The organism is Chromobacterium phragmitis (assembly GCF_003325475.1).
Taxonomy (GTDB): domain Bacteria; phylum Pseudomonadota; class Gammaproteobacteria; order Burkholderiales; family Chromobacteriaceae; genus Chromobacterium; species Chromobacterium phragmitis.
Genome location: NZ_CP029495.1, coordinates 3986510 through 4012951, shown reverse-complemented (window position 1 = coordinate 4012951; position 26442 = coordinate 3986510). Strand labels below are relative to the sequence as shown.

29 protein-coding genes, 1 tRNA gene and 1 pseudogene are annotated in these 26442 nt (G+C 63.2%); 20 read left to right on the top strand and 11 right to left on the bottom strand.

Going from position 1 to position 26442, the window contains the following annotated elements:
- Positions 1 to 15 precede the first annotated feature (15 nt).
- The gene (locus DK842_RS19015) at positions 16 to 384 is read right to left on the bottom strand and encodes a VOC family protein (RefSeq protein ID WP_114062865.1); all 369 of its coding nucleotides are present in this window, start codon (positions 382 to 384) and stop codon (positions 16 to 18) included.
- A gap of 361 nt (positions 385 to 745) precedes the next feature.
- On the opposite strand from DK842_RS19015, the gene DK842_RS19010 reads away from it, so the two are divergent.
- The 5 genes from DK842_RS19010 (at position 746) to DK842_RS18990 (ending at position 3358) form a co-directional block, all read left to right on the top strand.
- Positions 746 to 1228: a GNAT family N-acetyltransferase gene (locus tag DK842_RS19010; RefSeq protein WP_145964089.1), complete on the top strand. Its 483-nt coding sequence runs from the start codon at positions 746 to 748 to the stop codon at positions 1226 to 1228.
- 3 nt (positions 1229 to 1231) lie between these two features.
- On the top strand, positions 1232 to 1600 hold the full coding sequence (locus tag DK842_RS19005) for a GNAT family N-acetyltransferase (RefSeq protein WP_198414578.1): 369 nt from the start codon (positions 1232 to 1234) through the stop codon (positions 1598 to 1600).
- 63 nt (positions 1601 to 1663) lie between these two features.
- Positions 1664 to 2089 carry a GNAT family N-acetyltransferase gene (locus DK842_RS19000; protein WP_114062863.1) on the top strand — a complete coding sequence of 142 codons (426 nt, stop codon included), beginning with the start codon at positions 1664 to 1666 and terminating at the stop codon, positions 2087 to 2089.
- Positions 2082 to 2648, top strand: coding sequence for a GrpB family protein (locus DK842_RS18995; protein WP_114062862.1), 567 nt, complete (start codon positions 2082 to 2084; stop codon positions 2646 to 2648). The genes DK842_RS19000 and DK842_RS18995 overlap by 8 nt, the downstream gene beginning before the upstream one ends.
- Positions 2649 to 2785: 137 nt before the next feature.
- Positions 2786 to 3358 (top strand): type 1 glutamine amidotransferase family protein, encoded by a 573-nt coding sequence (locus DK842_RS18990; RefSeq protein ID WP_114062861.1) that lies wholly within the window; start codon positions 2786 to 2788, stop codon positions 3356 to 3358.
- Here the strand turns inward: DK842_RS18990 and DK842_RS18985 are convergent.
- Genes DK842_RS18985 through DK842_RS18975 form a run of 3 tightly spaced genes read right to left on the bottom strand, consistent with a single transcriptional unit; the run spans position 3355 to position 5063 of the window.
- Positions 3355 to 4044 (bottom strand): helix-turn-helix transcriptional regulator, encoded by a 690-nt coding sequence (locus DK842_RS18985; protein WP_114062860.1) that lies wholly within the window; start codon positions 4042 to 4044, stop codon positions 3355 to 3357. The genes DK842_RS18990 and DK842_RS18985 overlap by 4 nt on opposite strands.
- A gap of 3 nt (positions 4045 to 4047) precedes the next feature.
- Positions 4048 to 4839 carry a type I methionyl aminopeptidase gene (map, locus tag DK842_RS18980; RefSeq protein WP_114062859.1) on the bottom strand — a complete coding sequence of 264 codons (792 nt, stop codon included), beginning with the start codon at positions 4837 to 4839 and terminating at the stop codon, positions 4048 to 4050.
- On the bottom strand, positions 4836 to 5063 hold the full coding sequence (locus DK842_RS18975; protein ID WP_114062858.1) for a ParD-like family protein: 228 nt from the start codon (positions 5061 to 5063) through the stop codon (positions 4836 to 4838). Before DK842_RS18975 ends, map begins: the two co-directional genes overlap by 4 nt.
- A gap of 177 nt (positions 5064 to 5240) precedes the next feature.
- Here DK842_RS18975 and DK842_RS24295 point away from each other — a divergent pair.
- Positions 5241 to 5801 (top strand): annotated as a pseudogene (locus DK842_RS24295) (ATP-binding cassette domain-containing protein); the annotation flags it as partial.
- Between the two features lie 171 nt (positions 5802 to 5972).
- On the opposite strand, the gene DK842_RS23745 reads toward DK842_RS24295, so the two are convergent.
- Positions 5973 to 6218 (bottom strand): hypothetical protein, encoded by a 246-nt coding sequence (locus DK842_RS23745; RefSeq protein ID WP_198414577.1) that lies wholly within the window; start codon positions 6216 to 6218, stop codon positions 5973 to 5975.
- Here DK842_RS23745 and DK842_RS23740 point away from each other — a divergent pair.
- Genes DK842_RS23740 through DK842_RS23490 form a run of 3 tightly spaced genes read left to right on the top strand, consistent with a single transcriptional unit; the run spans position 6202 to position 7695 of the window.
- Positions 6202 to 6897: an ATP-binding cassette domain-containing protein gene (locus DK842_RS23740; RefSeq protein ID WP_198414576.1), complete on the top strand. Its 696-nt coding sequence runs from the start codon at positions 6202 to 6204 to the stop codon at positions 6895 to 6897. The two genes, DK842_RS23745 and DK842_RS23740, sit on opposite strands and share 17 nt — an antisense overlap.
- A 38-nt stretch (positions 6898 to 6935) precedes the next feature.
- Complete coding sequence (locus tag DK842_RS18965) at positions 6936 to 7532, top strand: LexA family protein (RefSeq protein ID WP_114062857.1); 597 nt, start codon at positions 6936 to 6938, stop codon at positions 7530 to 7532.
- Positions 7533 to 7548: 16 nt separating this feature from the next.
- On the top strand, positions 7549 to 7695 hold the full coding sequence (locus DK842_RS23490) for a hypothetical protein (RefSeq protein ID WP_168191695.1): 147 nt from the start codon (positions 7549 to 7551) through the stop codon (positions 7693 to 7695).
- 241 nt (positions 7696 to 7936) lie between these two features.
- Here the strand turns inward: DK842_RS23490 and DK842_RS18960 are convergent, their stop codons facing one another.
- Complete coding sequence (locus DK842_RS18960; protein WP_114062856.1) at positions 7937 to 9469, bottom strand: mechanosensitive ion channel family protein; 1533 nt, start codon at positions 9467 to 9469, stop codon at positions 7937 to 7939.
- A 203-nt stretch (positions 9470 to 9672) separates the two neighbouring features.
- Entirely contained in the window at positions 9673 to 10620 is a 948-nt protein-coding gene (locus DK842_RS18955) for a tRNA dihydrouridine synthase (RefSeq protein WP_114062855.1), read from the bottom strand.
- A gap of 67 nt (positions 10621 to 10687) precedes the next feature.
- On the opposite strand from DK842_RS18955, the gene DK842_RS18950 reads away from it, so the two are divergent.
- The 11 genes from DK842_RS18950 (at position 10688) to DK842_RS18900 (ending at position 21523) form a co-directional block, all read left to right on the top strand.
- Positions 10688 to 11143 (top strand): GNAT family N-acetyltransferase, encoded by a 456-nt coding sequence (locus DK842_RS18950; RefSeq protein ID WP_114062854.1) that lies wholly within the window; start codon positions 10688 to 10690, stop codon positions 11141 to 11143.
- Positions 11144 to 11202: 59 nt separating this feature from the next.
- Complete coding sequence (locus tag DK842_RS18945) at positions 11203 to 11418, top strand: DUF1653 domain-containing protein (RefSeq protein WP_114062853.1); 216 nt, start codon at positions 11203 to 11205, stop codon at positions 11416 to 11418.
- Between the two features lie 8 nt (positions 11419 to 11426).
- Positions 11427 to 12344: a histone deacetylase family protein gene (locus tag DK842_RS18940; protein ID WP_114062852.1), complete on the top strand. Its 918-nt coding sequence runs from the start codon at positions 11427 to 11429 to the stop codon at positions 12342 to 12344.
- Positions 12345 to 12404: 60 nt separating this feature from the next.
- Positions 12405 to 12935, top strand: coding sequence for a peptide-methionine (S)-S-oxide reductase MsrA (gene msrA, locus DK842_RS18935; protein WP_114062851.1), 531 nt, complete (start codon positions 12405 to 12407; stop codon positions 12933 to 12935).
- Positions 12936 to 13161: 226 nt separating this feature from the next.
- Complete coding sequence (locus tag DK842_RS18930) at positions 13162 to 15318, top strand: ATP-binding protein (protein ID WP_168194925.1); 2157 nt, start codon at positions 13162 to 13164, stop codon at positions 15316 to 15318.
- Complete coding sequence (locus DK842_RS18925) at positions 15315 to 15992, top strand: response regulator transcription factor (protein WP_232538533.1); 678 nt, start codon at positions 15315 to 15317, stop codon at positions 15990 to 15992. The genes DK842_RS18930 and DK842_RS18925 overlap by 4 nt, the downstream gene beginning before the upstream one ends.
- 9 nt (positions 15993 to 16001) lie before the next feature.
- Positions 16002 to 16877: an NAD kinase gene (locus DK842_RS18920; RefSeq protein ID WP_114062848.1), complete on the top strand. Its 876-nt coding sequence runs from the start codon at positions 16002 to 16004 to the stop codon at positions 16875 to 16877.
- A 19-nt stretch (positions 16878 to 16896) separates the two neighbouring features.
- Complete coding sequence (gene recN / locus DK842_RS18915; RefSeq protein WP_114062847.1) at positions 16897 to 18567, top strand: DNA repair protein RecN; 1671 nt, start codon at positions 16897 to 16899, stop codon at positions 18565 to 18567.
- A gap of 110 nt (positions 18568 to 18677) precedes the next feature.
- Positions 18678 to 18765 (top strand) — tRNA-Ser (locus DK842_RS18910).
- 558 nt (positions 18766 to 19323) lie between these two features.
- Entirely contained in the window at positions 19324 to 20964 is a 1641-nt protein-coding gene (locus DK842_RS18905; RefSeq protein WP_232538532.1) for a peptidoglycan D,D-transpeptidase FtsI family protein, read from the top strand.
- Positions 20965 to 21001: 37 nt separating this feature from the next.
- Positions 21002 to 21523, top strand: a complete 522-nt coding sequence (locus tag DK842_RS18900; RefSeq protein WP_168194924.1) for an Lcl C-terminal domain-containing protein — start codon at positions 21002 to 21004, stop codon at positions 21521 to 21523.
- Between the two features lie 37 nt (positions 21524 to 21560).
- Here DK842_RS18900 and DK842_RS18895 read toward each other — a convergent pair whose 3' ends face one another.
- Genes DK842_RS18895 through DK842_RS18880 form a run of 4 tightly spaced genes read right to left on the bottom strand, consistent with a single transcriptional unit; the run spans position 21561 to position 26442 of the window.
- On the bottom strand, positions 21561 to 22379 hold the full coding sequence (locus tag DK842_RS18895; protein WP_114062844.1) for an AraC family transcriptional regulator: 819 nt from the start codon (positions 22377 to 22379) through the stop codon (positions 21561 to 21563).
- A gap of 38 nt (positions 22380 to 22417) precedes the next feature.
- Positions 22418 to 23614, bottom strand: a complete 1197-nt coding sequence (manA, locus tag DK842_RS18890) for a mannose-6-phosphate isomerase, class I (protein ID WP_114062843.1) — start codon at positions 23612 to 23614, stop codon at positions 22418 to 22420.
- A complete protein-coding gene (gene ptsP / locus DK842_RS18885; protein ID WP_114062842.1) occupies positions 23611 to 26103 on the bottom strand; it encodes a phosphoenolpyruvate--protein phosphotransferase in 2493 nt (830 codons plus the stop codon). The genes manA and ptsP overlap by 4 nt, the downstream gene beginning before the upstream one ends.
- A gap of 45 nt (positions 26104 to 26148) precedes the next feature.
- Complete coding sequence (locus DK842_RS18880) at positions 26149 to 26442, bottom strand: PTS fructose transporter subunit IIB (protein ID WP_114062841.1); 294 nt, start codon at positions 26440 to 26442, stop codon at positions 26149 to 26151.

Genomic DNA, 26442 nt, shown 5'->3' with positions numbered 1-26442 from the left:
CGCCGCGGCCCGGCGTCACTCTGTCACGACGTAAGCGCGCAGCCTGTGGCCGTCCGGGTCCTGCGCCACGAAAGTGCGGCCGAAATCCATATCGGCCATCTCCTGCAGAATGGGCAGCCCCAAGGCCTGCCAGCGGGCATAGCACGCCTCCAGCGCGTCGAAATTCTCAAGCAGCACCGCCAGCTCTCCGCCGCCGCCGGTCATTTCGACGGCGGGCTCCGCCGTATGGCGCGACCATAGCCCCAACCGCATGCCGGACGCGAATTTCAGCATGGCGAAGGTGGGAGACAGCTCCAGAGGCTGCAAGTCGAATAATCGGGCGTAAAAATCCGCGCTGCGGGAAGGCTGGTCCACGTACAAAATCACCATATCGGGGTATCGCATGACTGTTCTCCTTGAGTGAGCGCCGAGCTCGTCTCGGCATGCAGTCATGCTACGCTTTTTAACTGTCAATTTCTGTCAGTAGCATCCAACTCTAAAACATGAGAGTATTCGCATGGCAATTCATTTGCCATTCCAACTCCGCGCAACTCTTCCCCGCCCATTGCTTTCCACCCGCCGCGGCAAGCTGGCGTCTCTGGTTTCCAACGGGATGCGCCCATCCCCCGCCATGCTGAGACAAGCCGCGAAGAGCAAATACGGGACGGGGACCCAAGAGTGACTTTTGCCGGTGTCGACTGGCCCGCCGAAAGAAAAGCAAAGACCCTTGCAATCCAGTGGCGACAGCCATCAAGAGACGAAAAACATGCTCAAGGAAAACGGCTTGGCTCCCGCAGTGGCCATGCCTGCCCAATCTTCCGATTGCGGCCAAACCGCCAAAATCCGCCTCGCCAATGAAAATGATCTTGCGTCGATCGCGCGCTTCGATGAGATGGGCGGCTGCCGACAGCAGGAAATTGCCGATGCCTGCTGCATGGTGGCGGAGCGCAAGGGAGAGCCCGTCGCCTATGTCAGCTTTCAGCCCGTCGGCCTGCTGGGCCAGCCGCTGCTGACATACCTCTATGTCGCGCCCGCCGCGCGCCGACGAGGCCTGGGCAGAAAATTGATAGAAGCGATTCAACAGACCGCCCGCGGCCGCATGCTGCTTTCCTCTACCGAGGACTGGTGCGTCGCCAGCCAGAAAATCTTCACCAGCCTTGGTTGGCGCAAGATAGGCGAGTTGACCGGCGTGAACAAAGATGGCTCCACCGAATATTTCTACGCGATAGATTTACATCAGAAAGGCTGAACCATGCCCGACGTCAATGTTCAAATCACGGCTGGCGCCACCCGCGAACAAAAAGCCGCGCAGGTGAAGGACATCACCGATTCACTGGTTCGCCATCTGGGCAAGAAACCCGAGCATACCCATATCGTGATTCAGGAAATCCGCGCAGAGGACTGGGGCTACGCCGGCCAGCTGACCGATGACTGGAAGCGCCGGCAAGGCTCCGGCTGGGGCAGCGGCATCGCCACGGCCGCCTGCGCCTGCTTGCTGCAATGGGGACACTGCCACATCGGTCTGGCCCGCATCCAGGCCACCGTATTGCCGGAAAACGCGCGCTCCATCCGCGTGCTGGAACGCGTCGGCTTTCAGCGCGAAGGTTTGCTGCGCAGCTAGCGCAAAGTGCGCGGCCCCTCGCGCGATTTTTGGATGTACAGCCATATCTGATAGGAAGAAACGATGATCCAACTCGCCCGGCAAGATCAGGACATAGAGCATTGCTTCGCCGTGATGCGGCAACTGCGGCCGCATCTGCAGGCTAACGCTTTCGTCGCAACCGTGCGCGCCCAAATGGCCGAAGGCTATCAACTGGCTTATCTGCGGGATGGAGATGCCATCGCCTGCGTGGCCGGCTTCCGCCTTCAACGCACGCTGATCGCCGGCAAGAGCTTGTATATCGACGACCTCGCCACCGATGAAACCATACGTTCACGCGGCCACGGCGCGGCGATGATGGCCTGGCTGCGCCAGCTGGCCATGGCCGAAGGCTGCGGCGAAATCCACCTGGACTCCGGCGTGCAGCGCCACCGCGCCCACCGTTTCTACCTGAACCGGAATATGGACATCGTCGCCCATCACTTCTCTGAATTGCTCAAGCATGACTGAAACGGTGACCATCATCGCGCATCAAGCCCGCTGGGCGGACGAGTTCGAAGCCGTCGCTGCGAGGCTGGACGCCGCGCTGGGAAGCCAGGCCCTGCGCATCGATCACATCGGCTCCACCTCGGTGCCCGGTTTGGCGGCAAAGGATGTGATCGACATTCAGATCACGGTGGCGGAACTGGATGAGAGCGTGTCCCAAAGCCTGAGCGATGCCGGTTTCGCCCTTAAGCCATTCAACCGCGACCACTTGCCGCCCGGATTCGACGATGTCGGCGAGCAATGGCGCAAGTTCTTCTTCCGCGAACAGGAGGGCGAACGCCGCGTCCACATCCATGTGCGGCGGGTGGGCGCGGCCAATCAGCGCTACGCCCTGCTGTTCCGCGACTATCTGCGCGCCCATCCGGCAAGCGCTGCGGCTTACGGCGAGCTGAAACGGCGCTTGGCGGCAGGCCTGGCCGATCCGGACAGCTACCCGGACGTGAAAGACCCCGCGGTGGACCTGATCTATCTCGCGGCCGAGCAATGGGCGGAACTGACCAGCTGGCAACCGCGCGCCGTTTGAATATGTCGGCGCAGCCGCCTGTTCGGGGCATCAAAGCGCCGGAAGGACTACTGACAGAAACTGACAGCGCGGGGGCTTACCTTGCATGACCCGGAACCAGATCCGGGCGTTCAATCCATCGCATGCAAGGAAATCCAATGAAGCGCGCCGTCACCCTCCTCACCGAGAATTTTTCCGACTGGGAAACCGCCCTGGTCAACTCTTCGCTCCGCGTCTACTACGGCTGCGACGTGCGCTTCGCCACGCCCGGCGGCCAACCGGTCACGTCCTCAAGCGGGCTGATGGTGACGCCGCACCTGGCTTTGGAAGATATTGAACTGAATGGGCTGGATGCGCTGATAGTGAGCGGCGGAACCATATGGCGAACCGAGCAAGCGCCAAACGTCGCGCCCATTGTCGCCGCCGCGCGTGCGCATGGCGCGGTGGTGGCCGGCATCTGCGACGGCACACGGGCGCTTGCGCAAGCCGGCGTGTTGAATGAGGTTCGCCACACGTCCAATTCGGCGGACAGCCTGGACCTGCCAGGCTACGCGGGCACCGCCCGCTATCAGGATACGCCTTGGGCGATCAGCGATGGCGGCGTGATCACAGCCCCCGGCACCGCCCCAGTCAGCTTCATGGCGCGGATACTCGCGGCGCTTGACCTGGGCGGCGCGGATCTCGACGCCTATCTAGCGCAGCACGCCGCCGAGCACCGCGAACAGGCCTAAGCCGGACCGGCGATGCCCAGTCGCTGCCGCCATTCCTTCAGCAAAACCTGGCGGCGGCGCGGGTAGCGCTCATCCGCGCTTTCGCATCTCAGTATTCGGTCGCAACGGAAGTGGCGGAAATCCTGCCGCAGTTCGCACCAGGCGGCCAGCACCTGCACCTTCTCGAAAAAACCCAGCGCGAAAGGCCAGACTACACGCCGGCTGTCCCCGCCGTTGACGTCCCGATACGACAAAACCAGCTTGCGCTGCAAACGAATGGCGTCGCGCAGCGCGGCCATGTCCACCGCGATGCCCGGCCCGTCCGCCGGCCCCACCAGCAGCGTTTCGTCCTCCAGCCTCCGGCGCAAATCGTCCGGCAATACCGCCGCCACCTTGGCCAGGGCGTTGCCTGCGGCGCGCGCCAGCCTGGAGTCGGCGCGTTTCTCCACCCAACGCATGCCCAACACCAGCGCTTCTATTTCCTCATCGGCGAACATCAGCGGCGGCAGCAGGAAGCCGGGCCGCAACTGGTAGCCCATGCCCGGCTCGCCGGCAATGTCCGCGCCCTGCAGCTGCAGGCTGGCGATGTCGCGGTAGACAGTCCGCACGCTGACGCCCAGCTCGTCCGCCAGCGTCTGCGCCGTCACCGGCAGCCGGTAGCGGCGCAACAGCTGCAACAGGTCCAGCAGTCGTTCCGAACGCGCCATGGCTCAGGCTATCGCCGGGTAATCGCCCAGGCCGTCCGGCCACGGCGTCAGCACTTCGAAGCCATGATCAGTCACCGCCACCATATGCTCCCACTGCGCCGACCAGGACCCGTCCTGCGTCACCACCGTCCAGCCGTCGCCCAGCTGGCGGGTGCCGGCTCTGCCGGCGTTGATCATCGGCTCGATGGTGAACACCATGCCGGGCTTCAGCTTCATGCCTATGCCAGGGCGGCCGTAATGCAAGACTTCCGGCTCCTCATGGTAGACCTTGCCTATGCCGTGGCCGCAGTATTCGCGCACCACGCTGAAGCCCGCCCCTTCGGCGATGGTCTGAATGGCGTGGCCGACATCGCCCAGCGACGCGCCGGGCCGCACCGCGCGGATGCCGGCGATGGTGGCGTCGTAGCAAATGTCCACCAGCCGCCTCGCTTCCGGAGCCGGCTCGCCAACGAAAAACATCCGGCTGCTGTCCCCATGCCAGCCGTTCTTGATCACCGCCACGTCGATATTGACGATGTCGCCGTCTCTCAGGATGTGCTTGGGCGACGGAATGCCATGGCACACCACCTGATTGACCGAGGCGCAGATGGTCTTGGGATAGCCGTAGTAGCCCACATTGGCCGGTTTGGCCTTCTGCACCTTGACGATGTATTCGTGGCAGCGCGCGTCCAGCTCTTCGGTGCTGACGCCGGGCTTCACATGCTCGCCTATCATCGCCAGCAATTCCGCCACCAGCTTGCCCGCTTCGCGCGCCTTGGCCACCTCGGCCGGGGATTTGATCACCGCTTTGCTCATCGCGCCGCCTCCGCCGCCTGTCGCTGCAGATCCAAGCTCGCGCCTTCCTGGCTCGCGCGCAACAGCAATTGGCAAATCTCGCTGTAACGCAGGTCCGGATGCAACTCGGCCAGCATGCCTATGCGCAGCCAATGTTCCGCCTGGGCGTTGATGGAACGGCTCAGCGCCTCGCTGGCGGTGCGCAGATTGTCGTGCATCTGCTCGGAAATCTTGACGATGCCCACGGCTCGCCTCCAATAAGCGTTTAATATATGGAACGTATACTATTATTCCAGATTCGGCATTGCAACCATGCAAGCATGTCGGCTAACATGCCGCATCCACTCAGGAGCCCTCCTCCCATGCGCCATTGATGCCGCCGTGCCGCGCACGGCCTTGACTGTCCCCTCGGACCCCAAGCCATGCCAACATGGAGCATCCGCATGCCCTTGCTGCAGATACCACAGCTGCGATACGCGCTGCCGGACGGCAGCCAGCCCTTTCCGGCCCTGAGCCACGTCTTCCCCTTTCATCGCACCGGCCTAGTCGGCCGCAACGGCTGCGGCAAATCGCTGCTGGGACAGCTGTTGGCGGGCGAGCTCGCCCCGCATGCCGGACGCGTGCAGCGCGAGGGCGGCATCCATCGCCTGCCGCAAGAGATCGATCCCGACGCCCACCCCACCGCCGCGCATCTGGCGGGAATGGCGGAAACGCTGGCGGCGCTCCGGCGCGTCCGCGACGGCTCTCTGGATGAGCGCGACTACCAATTGCTTCATGATCGCTGGGATTGCGAATCCTCGTTCCAACAATTGCTGTCCGACGCCGGCCTGAACGGAATGAGTCCGGATACTCCCAGCGCGGCGCTCAGCGGCGGCGAGCGCCAGCGCGTCGCCCTGCTCGCGGCGCTGCGCTCCGACGCCGACTGGTTGATCCTGGACGAGCCCAGCAATCATCTGGACCTGCCGTGGCGCGCGCGACTGCGCGACCGCCTTGGAGAGTGGCCTGGCGGTCTGGTCTTGATCAGCCATGATGCCGCCCTGCTGGGCAGGATGGACGATATTGCCGAGTTGTCGACACAAGGCCTGCGCAGCTACGGTTGCGGCTACGCCGCCTATCTGGACGAGCGCGGCAAGATGCGGGAACGGGCCCTATCGCTATTGCAGACGCAACGCCATGCCGGCAAGCAGCTGAAACGGCAACAGCAACAAGAACGCGAACGTCAGCAAAAGCGCGCCAGCCGAGGAGAGAAGCAAGCGGATCAGAGCAACCAGAGCAAACTGCTCATCGGCGCGCAAAAAGACCGCAATCAGCACAGCCAGGGAAAGATGCTGCTGCCAGCGGCAGGCCGGGGAAAGGCAGCGGGCCAGCCTGCTGGAAGCGCAGATGAGAGCTGGCGACAACGCGCCGCCTCTGCTCAGATCGCTGGCTTGCGAGTTGCCAGCGGCCAAGTCGGCGCTGGAACTGGAGGCGCTGCGGCTGCCCCGCGGCGCAGCCGCGCCTATCGATCTGCGGCTGGAGGGGCCCGAGCGGCTGGCCATCGTCGGCCCGAACGGCTGCGGCAAGTCGACGCTGCTGCGCGTGATCGCGGGGCAGTTGCCGCCGGCATCCGGCCGCCTGCGCCGACACGTCGCCATTGGCTGGCTGGACCAGCACGCGGGCCGCGCCCTGCCGCGGCTCACGCCGTGCCAGTGGCTGCAGACCCTCAACCCCACTCTAAGCGAGGCAGACGCGCGAACCCGCCTGGCCCAGCTAGGCCTGAGCGCGCGACAGTCCAGCCTCCCGAGCGCCGGACTCAGCGGCGGCGAAGCCATGCGCGTGGCGCTGGCCGCGCAGCTTTATGCCGCGCCTGCGCCGCAAATGCTATTGCTGGACGAGCCTGACAATCATCTGGACCTAGACAGCCGCGAAGCCCTATTGGCGATGCTGTCACAATACCGCGGCGCTTTGCTTGCGGTTTCCCACGACATGGATTTTCTGGCCAGGCTTCAGCCGCACCGCTGGCTGTGGCTGAAAACCGACAGCCCTCATCGCTTATCGGACAGGCTTCCCGCCGACATGCTCGCAAGCGGGGAACGGTAATTCTTGCAATTCAATTTGAAATTGTACAGAATCAAATCATGGATACCGATCAAACCAAGCAGCGCGGCGGCAAACGTTCCGGCGCCGGCCGCAAATCCGTCTTCGGCGGCGACAAGACCGTCGCGCTGCGGGTGCCGGAGCCGCTGAAGCCCATTTTGCAGCAATGGCTGGACGACTACCGCAGTTGGCGCACCGCCAACTGCGCGCAAGCCTTCGACTTCCGCACCCTGGGCGCGCAGTTGAGCGAGCTGTCGCTGCCGCTGTTCGCCGGCAGCGTGCCGGCAGGCTCGCCGGTGGCCGCGGACGACTTGAAAGAAGCCGACATAGACCTGAATACGCATTTGGTCAGCCGCCCGGGCGATACCTTCATGGTTCGGGTCAAAGGCGACTCGATGCAGGGCGCCGGCATACACGACGGCGACCTGTTGCTGGTGGAGCGGGGCCGCGAGCCGCGCAACGGCAAGGTAGTGGTGGCGGCGCTGAACGGAGAGCTGACCGTGAAACGGCTGGAGCGCGGCCCTGCCGGCATACGCCTGCTGCCGGATAACCCGGCCTATCAGCCGATTGCCGTTCCGGAAGACGCATCGTTTCATATCTGGGGCGTGGTGACCAATGTCATCCACAAAGTGGACTAGCGCGAAGGAGATTGCCATGGGAATGCTGAACGATTGCATCAAGATGAAGTTCAACGATTGGAAACGCCTGCCGCGCCCCTACCGCGCGATGATAGAAGGCCAGCCGCAAGTGCTGGTCAGCCGCACCGGTCGTGATTTCTACGTGCCAGTCCAGTTTGTCTGAGCCCTGGACCAATCTGGTTGCGCTTGCAGCCAATGCCAATCGGTCCGGCTGTGGAATACCGCCAACCGGCCCCCATCCCGCCAGCCGCAATCCGCGTTGAGCCTGAAGTCATGATGCGCCGGTCTCGCCCTTCCGCGCTGATGACGCCTCATGAAGACAGGGCCAAGGCACGTCGATCCGAACTTCGCCATAGCGCTTCGCGCAAGAAGGCTTAACTCAAGGAGCGTAGTGCTAGCGGCTTTCAGTGCTTGTTCAAGCCAAAGAAACTGCGGATGCGATCCACCAACTCGGCTCGCTTCGGCATGCCGCCATCTGCGTCCTGCATGGCGTCAGGCTCGCGGTTGCGGCGCTCTTCCAGCCGCTCCGCCAAGATGGTGGAAATCGTTTCCGCCAGTTCCTTGCGCGACACCAGAATCGCCTGAAAGGCATCCTTGTCGAGTCTCAGGCACTCGACATTGCTGCGGGCGATCACCGTATTGGTTCTAGACTCCCCTGTCATCAAACCCATTTCCCCGAAAAAACTGCCTGCCTTCAACACATCAACCAGCTTGCGGCCGCCATCCGCCAACGTCAGCCACACTTCCACCTCGCCCGACAGCATGATGTAAAGCCAATGCGCGACCGACCCCTGGTGCATGATGATGTCCCCGGTGACGAAAGGCGTGAATTTCAGCTGATCCGCCAACACCATCATTTCTTCGTCGTTCAGCACCGACAGCAGCTCCACCTTGCGCAGCGCCAGCACGCGCTCCTCCAGGTGGCGCTTCATCCTTGCCTCGATGTACTTCTCGTTCTCCTTGATGGTCAGCACGTTGTAATAGGGCGAAGCCATGCGCAAATTATGCCGCCGAAAAGCCGCGTCGATATGCGTGCGCACGATGGAATCGGTGTGATCGTCAGCCGCCAGGTCCGTCAGCCAGTAACGGACCGCGTAGCGGGTATAGCCATTCTCGAACCCCATCAAGATGCAGTTGGGCGCCGGCGCAGCCGCCACGCCCGGCAGCTGAGCCTCGCGCAGCGAGGTTTCCACCACCCCGATGATCTGGGTGGGCAAAGTATCCCAATTGATGTTGAACCAGACCCATCTGCGCCACTGCAGCGGACAACCATGCCGCTTGCCGAGAATGGCGAAGTGGTTTTTCATCAGCACGCTGTTGGGAATCACCACCGTTTCCCAATTGCGCGTCTCCAGCGTGGTGGCGCGCCAATTGATTTCCACCACCCGTCCCACCAGGTCGCCGCTTTTTATCCAATCGCCGATGTCGACGGAATTATCCACCTGCAGAGATAGCCCGGCCAAAATGTTCCCCAGCGTATCCTGCATGGAAAACGCCAACACTGCGGTGATGACGGCCGATGTGGTGACGATGTGACTGAGGTCCAGCCCCGCCAGCCGCAGCAATACCAGTCCCCAGCCGACAAACCCCAGCACCACCAGGATCTCTTCCAGTATTTTGGGCGGATGCACGCGCAGCACCGGCAACAGCAGCCTGAACAGCAGCATCGCCCACAGGCGGATCAATGCCAACCCCAGCACGATGACGGCCACCTGCCGCGTCCATTGCCCAAGCTCGGTCTGGTTGCTGATATTGACCACCAGCAACGCCGCCAGCGCGACAAGCAGTGTGCGGACTGTGCGTTTTCGCCCGTCAGGATGCGTGATGTACAGGAGAATGGAGAGCGCCGCGGTCATGGCGACAAAAACCGTCAAAGAGCCATACCAGACAGCGGGAATCAGCTTTTCCAGCCAACTTACCGCGGGAGGAGTGTCCATGCTTGTTCCGCCATGATTTTTTCTAATTATTAGTTCATGAACGCGGATAAAAAAAATCCCTCCCGTGAGGGAGGGGTGCAAGGTATCGGGGAAGTGTAAGATCTGCAGCCAGGCAGGCCGGCAGATGTTACAGCGCACTGCTTTACCAAAGCAGAACGCATAGTGATCTTAGCAAGTGTTTTTGCATTGCGATATGAGTATATTTACTTATCTTGCGTAGACGAGAGAATATTTTCAATATTTACAACATCTTGCTCGCGCCTGATTGTTTCAAACAAACGTTCGGCTTCCGGCCAGGTTCTCTTGAGCAAGCCCAGCCATTGCTTGAGCCGGGCCACCGGATAGCGCTCCTCGCCCGATTTGTTTCGGCATAGCAGGAAGAACTCCCTCACCCACGGGATCATAGCCTCCCAGGCAATCGGCTGCTCCGCCCCGCCGTTGGCAATCCGCAAAGCCAGGTCGGGACAGGCGACCAACCCGCGCCCTATCATCACCGAGTCGCAACCGCTTTCCTCGCGGATCGCCCGATAGTCTGCCAGGGTCCAGACTTCTCCATTCGCCGTCACCGGGATATCCACGCCCTCCCGGATGCGGGCGATCCAGTCCCAGTGAGCCGGCGGCTTGTAGCCCTCCACCTTGGTGCGGCCATGCACGGTCAACTCGTCCGCCCCGCCGCGCGCTATCGCCTGCGCGCATTCCAGCGCCTTGCTCTTGTCCTCGTAGCCCAGCCGCATCTTGGCGGTCACCGGAACCGCGGCCGGCACCGCGCGCCGCACCGCGGCCACGATCTGATGCAGCAACTCGGGCTCGTTGAGCAACACCGCGCCGCCGCGATGACGGTTGACGGTGGGAGCGGGGCAGCCGAAATTCAAGTCCACGCCCGGCGCGCCCAAGCTGGCAGCCTTGGCGCCGTTTTCTGCCAGACAGACGGCGTCCGAGCCCAGCAGTTGCACCCGCACCGGCACGCCTGTGGAAGTATTGCCCTGGTTGCCGAGTTCTGGCGCCAAGCGCATGAAAGTGCGCGTCGGCAGCAGCGCCGAGGTAACGCGCACGAACTCGGTCACGCACAGATCGATGCCGCCCACGCGGGTCAACACCTCGCGCATCACATCGTCAACCAGGCCCTCCATCGGGGCAAGCACCAGCTTCATTGTCTAACCTGCTGAAAAAGGGCGTTATTGTAACCCAGCGCCGCGCAACGCAGCATGGAGATTGCAAATGGGCATTCAACTCAGCATCGCCACCCCTGAATCGGTGACGGAATGGCTGGCGCTGTTCACCGCCTACCTTGACTTCTACGGCGTCAGCCAGTCCCAGGAATCCTGTCAGGCCTACTTGAGCGAAAGGCTGCGCCGCCGCCAGGCAGTTGCCTTTCTGGCCAGCGAAGGCGACGCGCCGCGAGGCTTCGCCCTGATGTACACCGGTTTTTCCTCATTATCGCTGCAGCCCTGCTGGGTGCTGCACGACCTTTACGTCGCGGCCGAAGCTCGCCGCCAAGGCGTCGGCCAATCGCTGATACGACGTTGCCAGCAGTACGCCAACGACCTGGGCGGTGGCGAGATCATGCTGCAAACCGCGCATGACAATCTGGGCGCGCAACAGCTGTACCAGAGTCTGGGCTTCACGCTGGATCGGGACTTCCGCGTCTATTACTGGAACAGCGCGCATTCTTGACGCTGCGGTCCGGCTGCGGCATGCTCGCCCCCCACTCGCATCGCCGCAGGAGGCTCGCCATGACTCAGCCCGGGATTTACCAGCACTTTCGCAATCGCCAGCTTTATCAAGTGCTCGGCACCGCTTCCCATTCGGAAACCCGCGAGCCGCTCGTGATGTACCGCGCGTTGTACGGGGAATACGGCCTGTGGGCCCGTCCAGCGGCGATGTTCGAAGAAATGGTGGAGCACGAAGGCCGCATGGTGCCCCGCTTCAGCCTGCTAAAAGCGCTGTAGCCTGCGCGATGCGCATCTACCGCACCGACGCTTTCCCCCTGCCTTTGCCGCCTGGCCATCGTTTCCCTGCGGAAAAATACCGCCTGCTCGCCGAGCGAGTGGCGACATTCGCGCCGGAATGGATGGAAACCGCCCCGGCCGCCACCCGCCACGAGCTGCTCCACGCTCACAGCCCCGCCTATGTCGACGCGGTGCTGAGTGGTTCCCTTGATAGCCGCGCGCAACGCGAAATCGGCCTGCCGTGGTCGCCGGAGCTGGCGGAGCGCAGCTGCCGATCCGTCGGCGCCACGATTGCGGCCAGTCGCGCTGCGTTGCTGGAGGACTGCGGCGTCAATCTGGCCGGCGGCACCCATCATGCCGCAGCCGCCCGCGGCAGCGGATTCTGCGTGTTCAACGATGTGGCCGTCGCCGCCATGCTGATGCTGACGGAAGCTCGCGCCCGCAGCGTGCTGGTTGTCGATCTGGACGTCCATCAAGGCGACGGCACCGCAGCCATCGCCGCCGGAGAGCCGCGCATCTTCACCTTTTCCATCCATGGCGCGCGCAACTACCCATTTGACCGGACCGATAGCGACTGGGACATCGATCTGCCTGACGGAACAGGGGATGACGCCTATCTGGATGCATTGCAAGGCGCATTGCCGGAACTGTTCGCCCGCGCCCGGCCGGACTTGGTGTATTACCTGGCCGGCGCGGATCCTTTCCATGGCGACAGGCTAGGACGGCTTGCCCTGAGCCGCCAGGGGCTGGCGCGACGCGACCGCATGGTGATGGAGGCTTGCCGAGGCCAAGACGCGGCGCTGGTGGTTTGCATGGCAGGAGGCTACGCGGTGCCGATTACGGACACAGTGACAATACAGGTGGAAACCGTCAGACTGGCTTGTGAGATTTTCGGCGCCATTCCGACCAACCCCGCATGCCGCTGAGCGTGTCGAGAGAGCCGCCAGGCTCTCCGCTAGCGGCCCATCATCGAAATAGGAGTCATCATGGAAAAAGCGATTCTCGGCGGAGGCTGCTTCTGGTGTCTGGACGCGGCGTTCTCCCAACTTGCCGGCGTGGAGGCCGTGGTTTCCGGTTATTGCGGCGGTCACATCGACAATCCTGACTATCGCCAGGTTTGCTCTGGAAATTCGGGCCATGTGGAAGTGGTGGAGGTCCGCTATGACCCGGCAAAAATCGCCTACGCCACCCTTCTGCAGGTGTTCTTCACGGTGCATGATCCCACCACGCTGAACCGGCAAGGGCACGACGTGGGGTCCCAGTACGCATCGGTCATCTTCCATCTCGACGACAATCAGCGCCAAATAGCAGAACAAACCATCGCCGAGCTGAGCCGCGAACAGGTGTTCGACGCGCCCATCGTCACTCGGCTGGAGCCGGCCGCGCGCTTCCATCCAGCCGAAACCCACCACCAAAACTATTACGCTCAGAATCCTCAGCAAAGTTATTGCCAGGCCGTGATTTCACCCAAGCTGACAAAAATGCGGCGCAGATTTTCTCATCTGCTGCAAAACTAACAGGGCATAAACAGGGCGCGCCCGGTATAATGGCGCGCCCCGCCACCTTAAAAGCGGCACGCATCCCAACCTCGCACCCACCAAAGCCTGAAGCATGTCCGATGTCGAAGTGCCTCACAAATCCCCGCTCAGTTCCCTCCACACACATCTGCACCTGTTGCGGCAAGCCTCCTCCCGCAGCAAATGGCTGAGCATGTCATGCCTCTTGTGCGCATTCAGCCTGCTGATGGCGCACACATTGCTGCTGGACATCCGCCAGCAACGACAGGAATTTCGACAGACGATCGAACTGTTGCAGCAGAACGTCAACAATCGTTTAAAGAACAGCGAATCATTACAAGACGAGGTGGGCGATCTCGTCGCCGGCGGCGCTGCGGGCCGACGAGCGCGCATAAGGGAGCTGGCGCAGGCCGCCACCCGAACCCAGCCCCAGCTGTATTTCATCGGCTACCAGCCGCTAGTGGAGCAAAGCGATCGAACGCGCTTCGAAAACGAGCAATCCCTCATCCTTGGCAAGTCTTATGCGATACGGGACTATCTGCACGACCAGCTCAATACTTGGCGCGACCCCGCCGCCTGGCGTACGGCGCCCTCGCGCCCGCGCTACTTGCCCCTCAGCATGGCCGAGCCGGGCCTCGCGTCGCCTGACTGGCGCGAAATGGGACTGGATCTGCTCGACGATTCGGTGCTGTCGGGTTCGGTGAACCGCGCGCTGGGGCAAATGCAATCGGCCTCCCCCACCCTGGTGCTTCGCAATGGCGAGTGGGGGCTGGCCTTGTTTCAAACCGTATACCGGTCCACCCCTCCCTCCCCGGTGCCCATGGTGCGCATCGAGCAAGCCGCCGGCGTAGTCATGCAGGTCCTTTGCCTGCGCCCCTTGCTTGCGCTGCCGCCGTCGCTGCAAGGACGCTACACTCTGCAGTTGCTTCGCCGCGACAACGCCAACGACCCCGGCGCTCTGCAGCTGCAGAAACAAGCGGACGCCGCCTCGGCGCTGGCGCTGGATTGGCTGCTGCCTCGACTCAGTTATCGAGCCAGCCTCGATGTCGCTTCCCTGCCCTACGATATGCGGCTCAGCCGCCAACTCCGGCTGGAGCGCACCACCCTGTCGGAAACCGCAATCAATTTATTGATCGCCATGCTGCCTGCCTACCTGCTCTGGGTGGTGCTGGCGCTGCTGGAGTACAACCATCTGGCGCGAGAACAAATTCAGGACGACATCTTCCGCGAACGCGAATACGCCAGCGTGGCGCTGCGCGGCATCAGCGAGGCAGTGATCAGCATTGATACCAGCCAGGTGATCCAGTACGTGAACCCCGCCGCGGAAACGCTGCTGGGCCTGCCGGCCGCGCAACTGCTGCAACGCCGCCTGAAACAGGTGGCGCCGTTGCATTACGAGTTCTCTCGCCAACCCGTCCAGGATCCAATCGAACAAGCCTCAGCCACCCTGCAAGTGGCTTACCTGGCTCAAAACTGCTATCTGAAACGCCCCAGCGGAGAAAGGTTGCTGGTCGAAGGGGCGGTGTCGCCGTTGCTAGGCCGCAACGGCCAGTTGATCGGCACGGTGCTCACTTTCCGCGACACCGCGCCCATCCGCCGCCGCATGCTGGCGGCGCTGGAGGCCAGCGAAAGCCGGTTGCGCCAGCATGAAATGGAGTTGGCCCGGGTCGCCCGGATCAACACCATGGGCGAGATGGCCTCCGGCATCGCCCATGAGATCAACCAGCCGCTGTCTGCCATCATGAGCTACTGCCAGGCTGGGCTCAGCCTGCTGGACGAGGACGAGTTGGATATGGCGATGTTGCGGCGCGCGCTGACCTCGTCAGTCACCCAGGCCGACCGCGCCGGCCGCATCATCCGCAGGCTGCGCGAGTTCGTCACCCAGAAGAACCAGCAACTGGCGCCGGTACAGTTGAATCAAGCTGTTCATAACGCTTTGTCTTTGCTGGATTATGAATTGCACGATCACGACATTCACATCGAGCAAAACTTCGCGCCGGAGTTGCCGTTGGTATACGCTGACACTATCCAGTTGGAACAGGTGGTGCTGAACTTGGCGCGCAACGCAGTGGAGGCCATGGAGCAAACTCGTCCCTGGGGTCGCCTCAATCTCACCACCCGCCGGCAGGGCGAGCGCGTGCAGCTCATCATCAGCGACAATGGCAGCGGCATTCCGCCGGACAAACTGGACCGGATCTTCGACCCGTTTTTCAGCACCAAACCCAACGGCATGGGCTTGGGCCTGGCCATCTGCCAGACTGCGGTCGAAGCCTTCGGCGGAAAGTTGATGGCCGGCAACAAGCCCGGCTCGGGAGCGGAGTTCGTCATTGACCTGCCATGCGCCCCTCGCGACATGGCCGTACCATCCGGAGTGGAAGCATGATGCAAAACACGACCCCAACCGTATTCATCGTCGACGATGACCCTGCCGTACTGGATTCCCTGGCCATGCTGATCACCGCCCAGGGCATGAAAACCGTCACGTTCCCCAACGCGATGGAATTTCTGGACGGCTACCAGGGCAACCAGATCTGCTGCCTGGTGCTGGATATCCGCATGCCGCAAATCACCGGTTTGGCGCTGCAAGAACAACTGGCGGAGCGCGACATCCACATCCCCATCGTGTTCATCACCGGCCACGGCGACATCGAGCAATGCCGACGCGCGTTCCAGACCGGCGCCATCGACTTCCTGACCAAGCCGATAGACCAGAACAGGTTGATCGCCAGCCTGAAGAGAGGCATCCGCATCAGCATCCAGCAGCATCAGAAGGAAGAAGAAACCCAGGAAGTGATGAGCCAGCTATCCCGCATCAGCGGCCGCGAGCGCGAGGTATTGGAGCTGGTCGCCGACGGCTTGTCCAGCAAGGAGATCGCACGCGAGCTGGACCTGTCGCCGCGCACCATCGAAGTGCACCGCGCCAACCTTTTCAGCAAGCTTGGCGTGGATTCGCTGGCTGACCTGGTTCGCTTTTACCTGAAAGCGCTGGAGGCCACCGGCAAAAAACAGCGGGCCGACGAAGAGATTTTGCTCAACGAATTCCCGCCAAACCAGTAGAATCGCCGCATGGAAAGACTGTTCAAACACATCTGCCTGGTGGCGCGCCACAGCAAGCCTGGCATCACCCCAGCCCTGCTTGAACTCGCCGACCACTTGGCAGCTGGCGGCGCCACGGTGCTGATCGACAAGGAAAGCATCACCCCTGAGGAAGCCTGCGGACATGCGCTGATCGATCGCAACGACATGGGCAAGCTGGCCGACCTGTGCATCGTGCTGGGCGGAGACGGCACTATGCTCTCCATCGCCCGGCTGCTGGCGCCGTACCGCGTACCCCTGGTCGGCATCAATCAGGGCCGGCTGGGTTTCATGACCGACATCCCCCTGCATGAAATGCTGGACTCGGTGGACGCCATATTGCAAGGCAAGTTCGTTCCGGAAGACCGCATCCTTCTTCAGGCCGCCGTGGTCCGCGAAGACGCCGAAGTCGCCAGCGCGCTGGCCTTCAACGACGTGGTGTTCAGCCGAGGCGCAGTGGGATCGATGATTGAATTCGAAGTCTTCATCGACAACCAGTTCGTCTACAGCCAGCGCTCTGACGGCCTGATCGTATCCACCCCCACCGGCTCCACCGCCTACTCGCTGGCCTCCGGGGGACCCATCCTGCACCCCACGCTGCAAGCCATCGCGCTGGTGCCGATTTGCCCGCAGTCGCTGTCCAACCGGCCAATTGCCGTCAACGACTCCTGCGAGGTTGAGTTCATGCTCACTCGCGGCCTCGACGCGCGCGTGCATTTCGACGGCCAGCTTCACTGCGACCTGATGGAAATGGACCGGGTGCTGATCCGCCGCTACCGCAACCCGCTGCGCATCCTGCACCCGGAAGGCTACAACTATTACGACATGCTGCGCCACAAGCTGCACTGGGGCGAGCGCCTGATTTAACCGGAGCAGACCACACACCATGCTTCTTTCGCTGACCGTCAAAGATTTCGTCATCGTCGACAGCATCGCGCTGGACTTTTCCGACGGCTTCACCGTGCTCACCGGCGAAACCGGCGCCGGCAAATCCATCATGCTGGACGCGCTGGGATTACTGCTGGGCGACCGCGCCGACGGCGCTCAGGTGCGCGAAGGCGCAGAGCGCGCCGAGCTCACTGCCGAATTCGCCATCGAGCGCCGCCCTGAAATCGACGCCTGGCTGGCCGATAACGAATTATCCGGCGACGAAGGCGTACTGCTTCTGCGCCGCCTGATAGACCGAGGCGGCCGCTCCAAGAGCTTCGTCAACGGCCAGGCCGCCACGCTGGCCCAGTTGAAACTGTTGGGCGAGTTCCTGGTGGACATCCACGGCCAACATGCCCACCAGTCTTTGATGAAGAGTGAAACCCAGCGCCAGTTGCTGGACGCCTATGCAGGCTCAGCCACGCTGGCCCGCGACGCCAACAAGGCCTGGCAGGAGTGGCAAGCGGCGCGCCAGGCGCGCCAGGATGCTGAACGGATGTCGCGCGAATCCGAAGTGGAACGCGAACGCCTGACCTGGCAGATCGGCGAACTGGCCGAGCTCAATCTATTGCCCGACGAGTGGGCCACGCTGAGCCAAAGCCACACCCGGCTGGCCAATGCCGCGGAACTGGTGCAGAGCGCGCGGCAAGCGGTGGATGTCCTGTCAGAAAACGACGACAGTTGCCTGACCCAACTCGCCCACGTGCAGAGCCGCTTGTCCAAACTGTCCAATCTGGACCCTCGCCTGACCGATACCCTGTCACTGCTGGATTCGGTAGACGCCGAGCTGCGCGAGGTGGTGTACAGCCTGCGCGACTACGCCAGCGACATCGATCAGGACGCGAACCAACTGGTGGAAATGGAGCGCCGGCTGGACTTGCTGATGAGTTCGGCGCGCAAATACCGAGTGCAGCCCGCCGACTTGGCCGACAAGCTGGCCGACTGGCAGCAGCAACTGGCCGCGCTGGAGGCCAGCGTGGATGTCGAAGCGCTGAGCGTGGCCGAGGCCGCCTGCCTGGCTCGCTACCGCGCGCTGGCGGAAGCCCTTTCCGGCAAGCGCCGCCAGGCCGCCAGCGAGCTGTCGGAACGCATCTCCGGCGAAATGGGCCGGCTGGCGATGGGCGGCGCCCGCTTCGCCATCGAACTGTCCGCGCTGGCCGAACCCGGCGCGCACGGCATGGAGTCGATCGAATACCTGGTGGCCGCCAATGCCGGCACCAGCCTGCGACCGCTGGCCAAGGTAGCCTCCGGCGGCGAGCTATCCCGCATCAGCCTGGCGATGCAGGTGGTGATCAGCCAGGTGGCCAGCGTGCCCACGCTGATCTTCGACGAAGTGGACGTGGGCATAGGCGGCCGCGTGGCCGAGGTGATCGGCCACATGCTGCGCGACCTGGGCCAACGCTATCAAGTGCTGTGCATCACTCACCTGCCCCAGGTGGCATCCTGCGGCAAGCATCATTGGCAAGTCAGCAAGCGCGAGCGCAAGGGCCAGGTGCTCAGCAATATCGCGCCGCTGGACGCAGAACAGCGGGTGTTGGAAATCGCCCGCATGCTGGGCGGCGTCGAGCTTACCCAAACCACGCGCGAACACGCCGCGGAAATGTTGGCTTCAAACGCCGCAACCCTCTAGCCAAACGAAGCGATTCCCGTTAGAATTGCCGCCTCTCATTCAGGTATCAAGCAGATTTAGAGACGTTGCGATTCAGCACGCTCATATGGCGATACCGAAGCCCTGAATCTGGAGGTTTGGGTGAGTGGTTTAAACCAGCAGTCTTGAAAACTGCCGACGGGCAACCGTCCGTGGGTTCGAATCCCACAGCCTCCGCCAAAAAAAATAAGGCCCGAACAATTTGTTCGGGCCTTATTTTTTCACTACCTGTGACATCCTTGAAATCAAGAGTATCAGTCCCATAAGAATACTGCCCCAAGTATTTATCATGAATATTTTGGGCTATATAATGCAAGCATAACTAGAAAAATTTTTATTCGCATCTTGCTCAGGATTTATCACAAGTGGGCTCAACTTCAATGGCGGGCTTATTGCTTCGCAGCCAAAACGATCATTTTTTTCTCCATTTAAAACAGCTCACGCACACACTGCCAACCCTTCATGCATAAAAGCTAACGAAGCCCTCCAGCATCACAAAAACCGATAGCCACAATCGGCGTTTTGCCCCCTTCGAGCACAACCAAGGCCGTTACATCCGTTACGGCAAGCCGCGTTTACACCTTGGCCTGGCATCCATAGCATCCTGGCACCCGCTCCCTCATTCAGGAATAGGCGCCTCCCATGCCCGTTCGACATCGCCAGCTGCACCCACACCCAGTCGGGACGAAAATGTCCCCTATCCGAACCCGCATCGTCACAGGACTGCTCTGCCTATGCTTGCTGGCGCTGCCGATCCGCGCCGCCTTCCTGCAGTTGTTTCAGCAGGATTTCCTCCAGAAACAGGGCGATATCCGCTTTCTGCGCGCACTGACATTGGAGGCCAGCCGAGGCCGGATTGTGGATCGCAATGGCCAGTTGCTTGCCTCCAGCAGCCCCGTCAAAAGCCTTTGGGCCAACCCTGAAATCATGCAGCCGCTAGGCATTTCTCAATTGCGGAACTTGGCCGAATTGCTGGATGTCTCCCCGGAAGCGCTCAATCGCAAACTTATCGCCAGCGGCCGCGAATTCGTCTACTTGAAACGAAGGCTGGACCCGCGCACCGCTCAGGACATATTGGACATGCGCATACCGGGCATCTTTGCCGAAACTGAGTTCATGCGCTTTTACCCTTCAGGAGAATCCACCGCCCACGTGATCGGCTTGACCGGCTCGGAAGGCAAAGGACAAGAGGGAATTGAGCTGTCGCAAGATGGCCAACTTACCGGCAGAAACGGATCGCGGCAGGTTTTGAAAGACTTGCGCGGCCAAATCATCGCGGACGCTTCGCGCGCAATACCGCCGACGCATGGAAAAACAGTCGAACTAGCCCTCGATGCGCGCATCCAGTACCAAGCGCACAAAGCCATCTCGTCAGCGGTGCAAGCTCACAAAGCCAGATCAGGAAGCGTAATCGTACTGGACGCGAAAAACGGCGAGCTGCTGGCGGCGGCCAACTATCCCGCCTTCAATCCCAACAACCGCCAATCCGCAGCGCCGGAGGACATGCGCAACCGGGGAATCGTCGACGCCTTTGAGGCGGGATCCGTGATGAAACCATTCGCCATGGCCCTGGCGCTGGAGGACGGCCACGCCACCTTGCACACCATGCTGGATACGCGAAGCTACAAAATCGGCCCCGCCACGGTGCGAGACGTGGCGCCGCGCGCCAGCCTCGATATGTTGGGCATCATGCAAAAATCGTCCAATGTCGGCACCAGCAAGCTGGCCTTGATGTCCACGCCCGAGCGTTTCTGGCGCTTTTACAACGATTTGGGATTCGGACGAAAACCCGGAACAGGCTTCCCAGGGGAGTCAAGCGGCACGTTGCGGGACTGGAAAACATGGCGCCAGATAGACCAGGCGACGATGTCATTCGGCTATGGCGTTTCCGGCAGCCTTCTTCAATTGGCCCGGGCCTTCACCGTATTCGCCAACGGCGGGCTGCTGCTGCCCGTATCGCTCTATCCGCAAACCATGGAAGCGCCATCCCGAAGAGTCGTCAGCGAGCGCACCGCCGCGCTCATGCGCGATCTTCTGGTCGCCAACAGCCAAGCGGGAGGCGGCGCCGCGGCGGCTCGGGTGCCGGGATACAGCATGGGCGGCAAGCCCGGCACGGCGCGCAAGCTGGCCGATGGACGCTACGTGGCGGACAAGCACCGCGCCTCCTTCATCGGATTCGCGCCCGGCAAGAGTCCCCGCATCATCGTCGCGGTAACGGTGGATGAGCCAAGCGCCGGCCAATACTATGGCGGAGCGGTGGCGGCCCCCATCTTCTCGCGCGTCGCCGGCGACGCGCTTCGCCTCCTCAATATTCAGCCGGACGCTCCCGGACAACCTATCCTGCCGCCGATGCCGCAGGATATTCCCGCAGACATCTAGCATGCGAACATACTTCCCGCCTGGCGCGAAACGCTTCATGAAAAAAAGCATTCTTTTCCCGGCAGCCTGCTCACTGCTTGCCTGGCTGCCCATCCATGCATTCGGAGGAGATTGCGACACCTCCCGGCGCGCCTCCACGCCATCCTCGCGCTTCACCGTCGATGGGGAAGAGGTTCGCGACAAGCGCACCGGCTTGGTCTGGCTGCGCTGCAGCGTGGGACAGCGCTGGGATGGCAAACGGTGCTTCGGCGAAATCCGTCTGCTCCGCCACCAAGAGGCCCGGCGTCACTCGGCAGCGCTCGGCCATGGCTGGAGAGTGCCGGCGATTGAGGAGTTGGCCGGCATCGTGGAGCGGCGCTGCCAAAACCCGGCGATCAATCGAAACATTTTCCCGGACGTGGCCGAGCTTTACGATAACAGCGCCAAGTACTGGAGCGACACCCCGATAGCAGAGATCCCGCCGCTGATCTACAACATTGATTTTCTGACAGGCGAGGCGGATGGCAGCACCGAGCTTGCCAGGCTTGGCGTCCGGCTGGTGAAAGGCCCGATCCGCTGAAAGCGCCGCTTCGGACGCTGTTCAACCGCGAGCCGCATCAGGCGAACTCGCGTCGATACGCGCACGGCGTCATCGCGAAGCGCTGCTTGAAAACGCGATGGAAGTAGCTGACGTCGACATAGCCGCAACGGGCGGCGACGCCGCTGAGCGGCAACTGCCCCTGGCGCAGCAGCGTTTTGGCCAGGTCTAGCCGGGAATGGGCCAGAAATTCGCAGAAACCGTGCCCCAAGTGCTGGCGAAACAACCGCGACAGATGGGTAGTGGAAATGCCGAAGCGCAGCGCCACGTCTTCGCGGGTCAGCGGCGCGTACAGATGTTCGCTGATGTACAGGCAGATGGCGCGGAACTGGTTGCCGCCTTGCTGCCATTGGCTGTCGCGCGCCTCGTCGTACAACGACAGCAGCAAAGCCAGCAGCGCCTGGCCTTGCAGCCGCAGCACCTCCGGCCCGGCCCCGTCGCGGCACAAGCCGCCCAGCACGTCCAGCATGCCGTTCAGGCTGCCGCGCTGGGCCAGCACCATGCTTTCCTTGTGCGTGCTGATCACCCCCTGCGGCCCGGAACGCACCAGGCTGAAGCCGATGCGGGCGTAATCGAACAGGACATGCAGCACTTCGCCGTTGGCGCACCAGTTGGGCAGCGTCCAGTGCTCGGCCGGAATGAACAGCGCCTCCTGCGCCGACAGGCTGGCGTTCTCGCAGCCCTCATGGCTGTAGTGGTAGCGATTGGACAGCACCAGCTCCAGCCTCGGGAAATGAACCTGGTAGGCGCCGGCCGGCATGTGTCGGCCCGCCGGCGCATGGCATAGCCGCTTGAGCTCGGCGGGCCAGCTCAGACGGAAGGACATGCGCGGCGTCATACGTTGTCATCCATTATCGACACGAATAATCCGCCACATTAACATCCCGCAGCCAGCGGGCAAAACGCCCGGTAAGCCAGCGCCAGCCGACCTGCTGTCGCCTCGCACGCCATGCCCGGCTGCAGCAAGGCGCTGTGCCCCTGCTCCAGCGTCAGCTCTCCTTCTCCGCAGCGCAGGCGCAAGCTGCCGTCCACCACCAGCAAGAGCTCCGGCCCGCCGCTGCGCCATGCGTCGCCCTCCCCTTCGCCTAGCAGCAACTGATCCAGCGCGAAGTAGTCGCCTCCGCAGCGCGGATACGCCCGCAAGCCGCAGCCGGCCGGCGCGGCCAGCACCTCGGGCTCGACCGGCGCGTCGTCCATCACCGCCAGCAGCGCCTCCACATCCACTGGCTTGTCTGTGAGCCCCGCCCGCAGCACATTGTCGGAATTGGCCATCAATTCGATGTTGCGGCCATGCAGATAGGCATGCGGCAGCCGCGCCGGCTGGAAGATGGCCTCGCCCGGCCTCAGCCCCACCAGATTAAGCAGGTAGCAGCCAAACACCCCGCGGTCTTCGGCCCGCGCGCCGGGCAGCCGCTTGACCCAATGATCCGGATCGGCCGGCCCGGCATCCCCGCCAGCCGCCAGCCTGCGCCACAGCGGCCGCAGCAAGCCGGCGATCTCTGCCTGCGGCAACCGCAGCAGATGGCGATGCAAGGCCGCGCCGCCCTCTTTCGCCAGCCGTTCCCGCAAGCACCGCCACTCCGGCTGCCGCGCAAGCAACGCGTCGATGTCGCCGTCCGGCCGCAAGCCATGCAACAGCCAAAACGGCGACAACGCCACCATCATTTCCGGTTTGGGATAAGGATCACGATAATGGCGGCGGACATCGTCCAGCGCCAGCCCGGCGGCGTTGTCGCGGGCGAAGCCCGCTTTCGCCTGCGCTTCGTCAGGATGCACCTGGATAGACAAGGGCGCGTCCACATCGAGCACCTTCATCAGAAAAGGCAGCCGGCAACCATGGCGGCGGATCACCGCGTCGCCCAGGAAGGCTCGCGGCTGATGGGAGATGGCGTAATGCAGCGGCTGCGGCCCTTGCGGGGTGGCGATCACCGACGGCGCCTCTTCGTGCGCGCCCAGCCACCACTCGGCGAAGCGCAGCCTCTCGGCATTGTCCAGACCCAGCATGCGGGGAATGAAGCGCTTCCCGCCCCAGGCGTAATGCTGCGCCAGCCCATGCAAGGGAAACGCGCTCATGCCGCGCCCTCCAGCCTGTCCCGCAACAGCGCCTGAAGCCGCTCGGGATCGCGCTCGCCGCGCAACGCCTGGCGAAAATCATCATGCATCACCAGCCGGGCCAGGCGCGAGAAGAACTTCAGGTGCGCGGCGCCGGCGTCCGCGGCGTTGAAAGCCAGCAACAGCACCATGTCCACCGGCAGGCCGTCGCTGGCGCCCCAGTCCACCGGCTGCGCCAGCCGGGCCAGACACAAGGTGGGATGCAGCACATGTTCGGACTTGGCGTGCGGGATGGCGAAACCGTAGCCCAGCCCGGTGGAGTAAGCCTGTTCGCGCAGCCACAAGTCTTCCTCCATGCCATAGCGGTCATCGCAGCGCTCCAGCAGCCACAACCGATCCACCATGCCCTTGATCACCGCCGCCTTGCTGCGCCAGCCGACATCCGGCAGCAGGCAGTCCTCCGTCAGCATCGGCAACGCGGGACGCGCGGCGCCGTTCTCCACCAACGCCCTCACCTCGGCGCCATCCGCGCATTGCAGCGCCCGCGCCAACAATTCGCGGCAGCGTCCGGCGTCCAGCTCGCGCAACCGCCGCCGGCACGCCTGCAACGAGGGCGCGCTCATGCTCAATTCGTCCAACCCCATGCCCAGGAACAAAGGCAGCGCGTGCGGCGCGGCGGCGGCCTCGCCGCACAAGCCTATCCAGCGCCCGTGGCGATGAATGGTTGCCGCCGCCTGGCTCAAGGCCGCCAGAAAAGCCGGATGCAGACTGTCGTACAACTGCCCCACCCTATCGTTGTCGCGGTCAGCGGCAAACAGATACTGAGTCAGATCGTTGCTGCCCACGCTGAAAAAATCCACCTCGCGGCAAAAAGCCTCCAGCTGGAACAGCACCGACGGCACCTCCAGCATGATGCCGAGCGGAACCGGCTCCGCCACGCCCAGCGCGGCGCGCTCTTCTTCCAGCAACCGCCTGGCCCAGCGCAACTCCGCCAACGTCGCGATCATCGGGATCATCACCTTGACCGGCCCGAATTCGCCGGCGCGCAAGATGGCCCGCAGCTGGCTGCGGAACGCAGCCTCCTGATCCGGGTACATGCGGATGGCGCGATAGCCCAGAAAGGGGTTGCGCTCCTGCGGCATGGACATGCAGCGCGCCGGCTTGTCGCCGCCGATATCGAAGGTGCGGATGATCACCGGCCGGCCGGCCGCCAGCCTCACCACCTCGGCGTAGCATTGGAATTGCGCATCCTCGCTCGGCGGCTCGTCGGCATCCATGAACAGCATTTCCGTACGGAACAGCCCAATCCCGTCCGCGCCTTGAGCGAAGCCCAGCTGCGCCTCGGCGGCGGAGGCGATGTTCACCGCCAGCTCCAGCCTCTGGCCATCGGCGCTGACGGACGCGCCGCCGCAAGCCCGCGCCAGCCGCTGGCGCTGGCACGCCAGCAACGCCTCCTCGTCCAGATAGTAGTCCCGCACCTCAGGGCTGGGCGACAGGAACAAGGCGCCCAGGCTGGCGTCCAGCACCGCTGTTTCGCCGATGCCGGCCGCGATGGCGCCATGCTGCACGCCCGTCAGCACCGGCAAGGAAAACGCGCGCGCCAGAATGATGGTGTGGGAGGTCAAGCCGCCGCGCGCCAGCAACAGGCCCTTTACCCGGCTGCGATCCAGCGCCAGCAGCTCGCTGGGGGCGAGGTCCTCCGCCCACAGCAGCGCGGCGGCAGGCAGCTCGGCCGCGCCTGGCTCCAGGCCCGGCGCCAGGATGTCCAGCAAGCGCCGGCCCACGTCGCGGATATCCATCTCGCGCTCGCGCAGGTATTCGCTGGCAGACCTGGCCAGTTGAGCGCGGTAATGCGCGACCGCTGCCGCCACCGCGCTCGCCGCGCTAGCGCCAGCCGCCACCGCCTCCTCCAGTCTGGCGCGGAAGTCGGAATCCCGCAGCAGGGACAAATGGGCGCGCGACACGGCGGCGGCCTCTCCGTCCAGCCGCGCGGCCTCGCCCAGCAGCCGCTCGCCCAAGCCGGCCATCGCCAAGCCCAGCTCGGCCAGCTCCCGGTCCAATCCGCGCGAGGCGGGCAGCGTCTCCGGCTCCGGCATCCGATAAGCGCGATGAACGCAAATTTCGCCTATCGCCACGCCCTGTCCGGCGGGCTGGCCGAAGCATGGCGACGGCGCCAGCTCGGCCAGGCCGCGAGGCAAGGCGCGGCAGGCAGCCGGCGCGGCGGCCAGCGGCTCGTCGCAATGCGGCAAGGTTTGCTTCAGGAAGCGGCTGAGTTCGGCGGCCACGCGCTCCGATTCCGCGCCGTCGATCTCGATGTCGACGACGTCGTTGAACAAGATATCCCCGCCTATCAGGCTGAGCACGCTTTTGGCGTCGGCCATCTGGCCGTTGCGCTGATTGCGCCAGCGGATGGCGGCGCCGAATCCGGCGCAGAACTCGGCGATGCGGCTGGCCGGGCGGGCATGGATGCCGTTTGGCAGCGGGCATACCAGGGTCAGGCTGTGTAACATACGACTGCTTTCTCGTTGCGCCGACCCTGTTCGGGCCGGCCGGGTTCACAGGAGCGCGAAAACCGCGTTGGCGTCTTTGAGCACGTTCTGGATGGGCACCCGCACCACCCTCTTGTCTTCGAAACGCTCCTCGCCTTCGATGGCGATGTCCACCGCCAACAGCACCACGTCCGCGGCCTGAATGTCGCGGCCGGACAACTCGTTTTCTATGCCTATGGCGCCCTGGGTTTCCACCTTGACGTCGTGCCCCAGCTGGCGGCCCGTGCTTTCCAGCTTTTCTGCGGCCATATAGGTGTGGGCGATGCCGGTAGGGCAAGCGGTGATGGCGACGATTTTCAT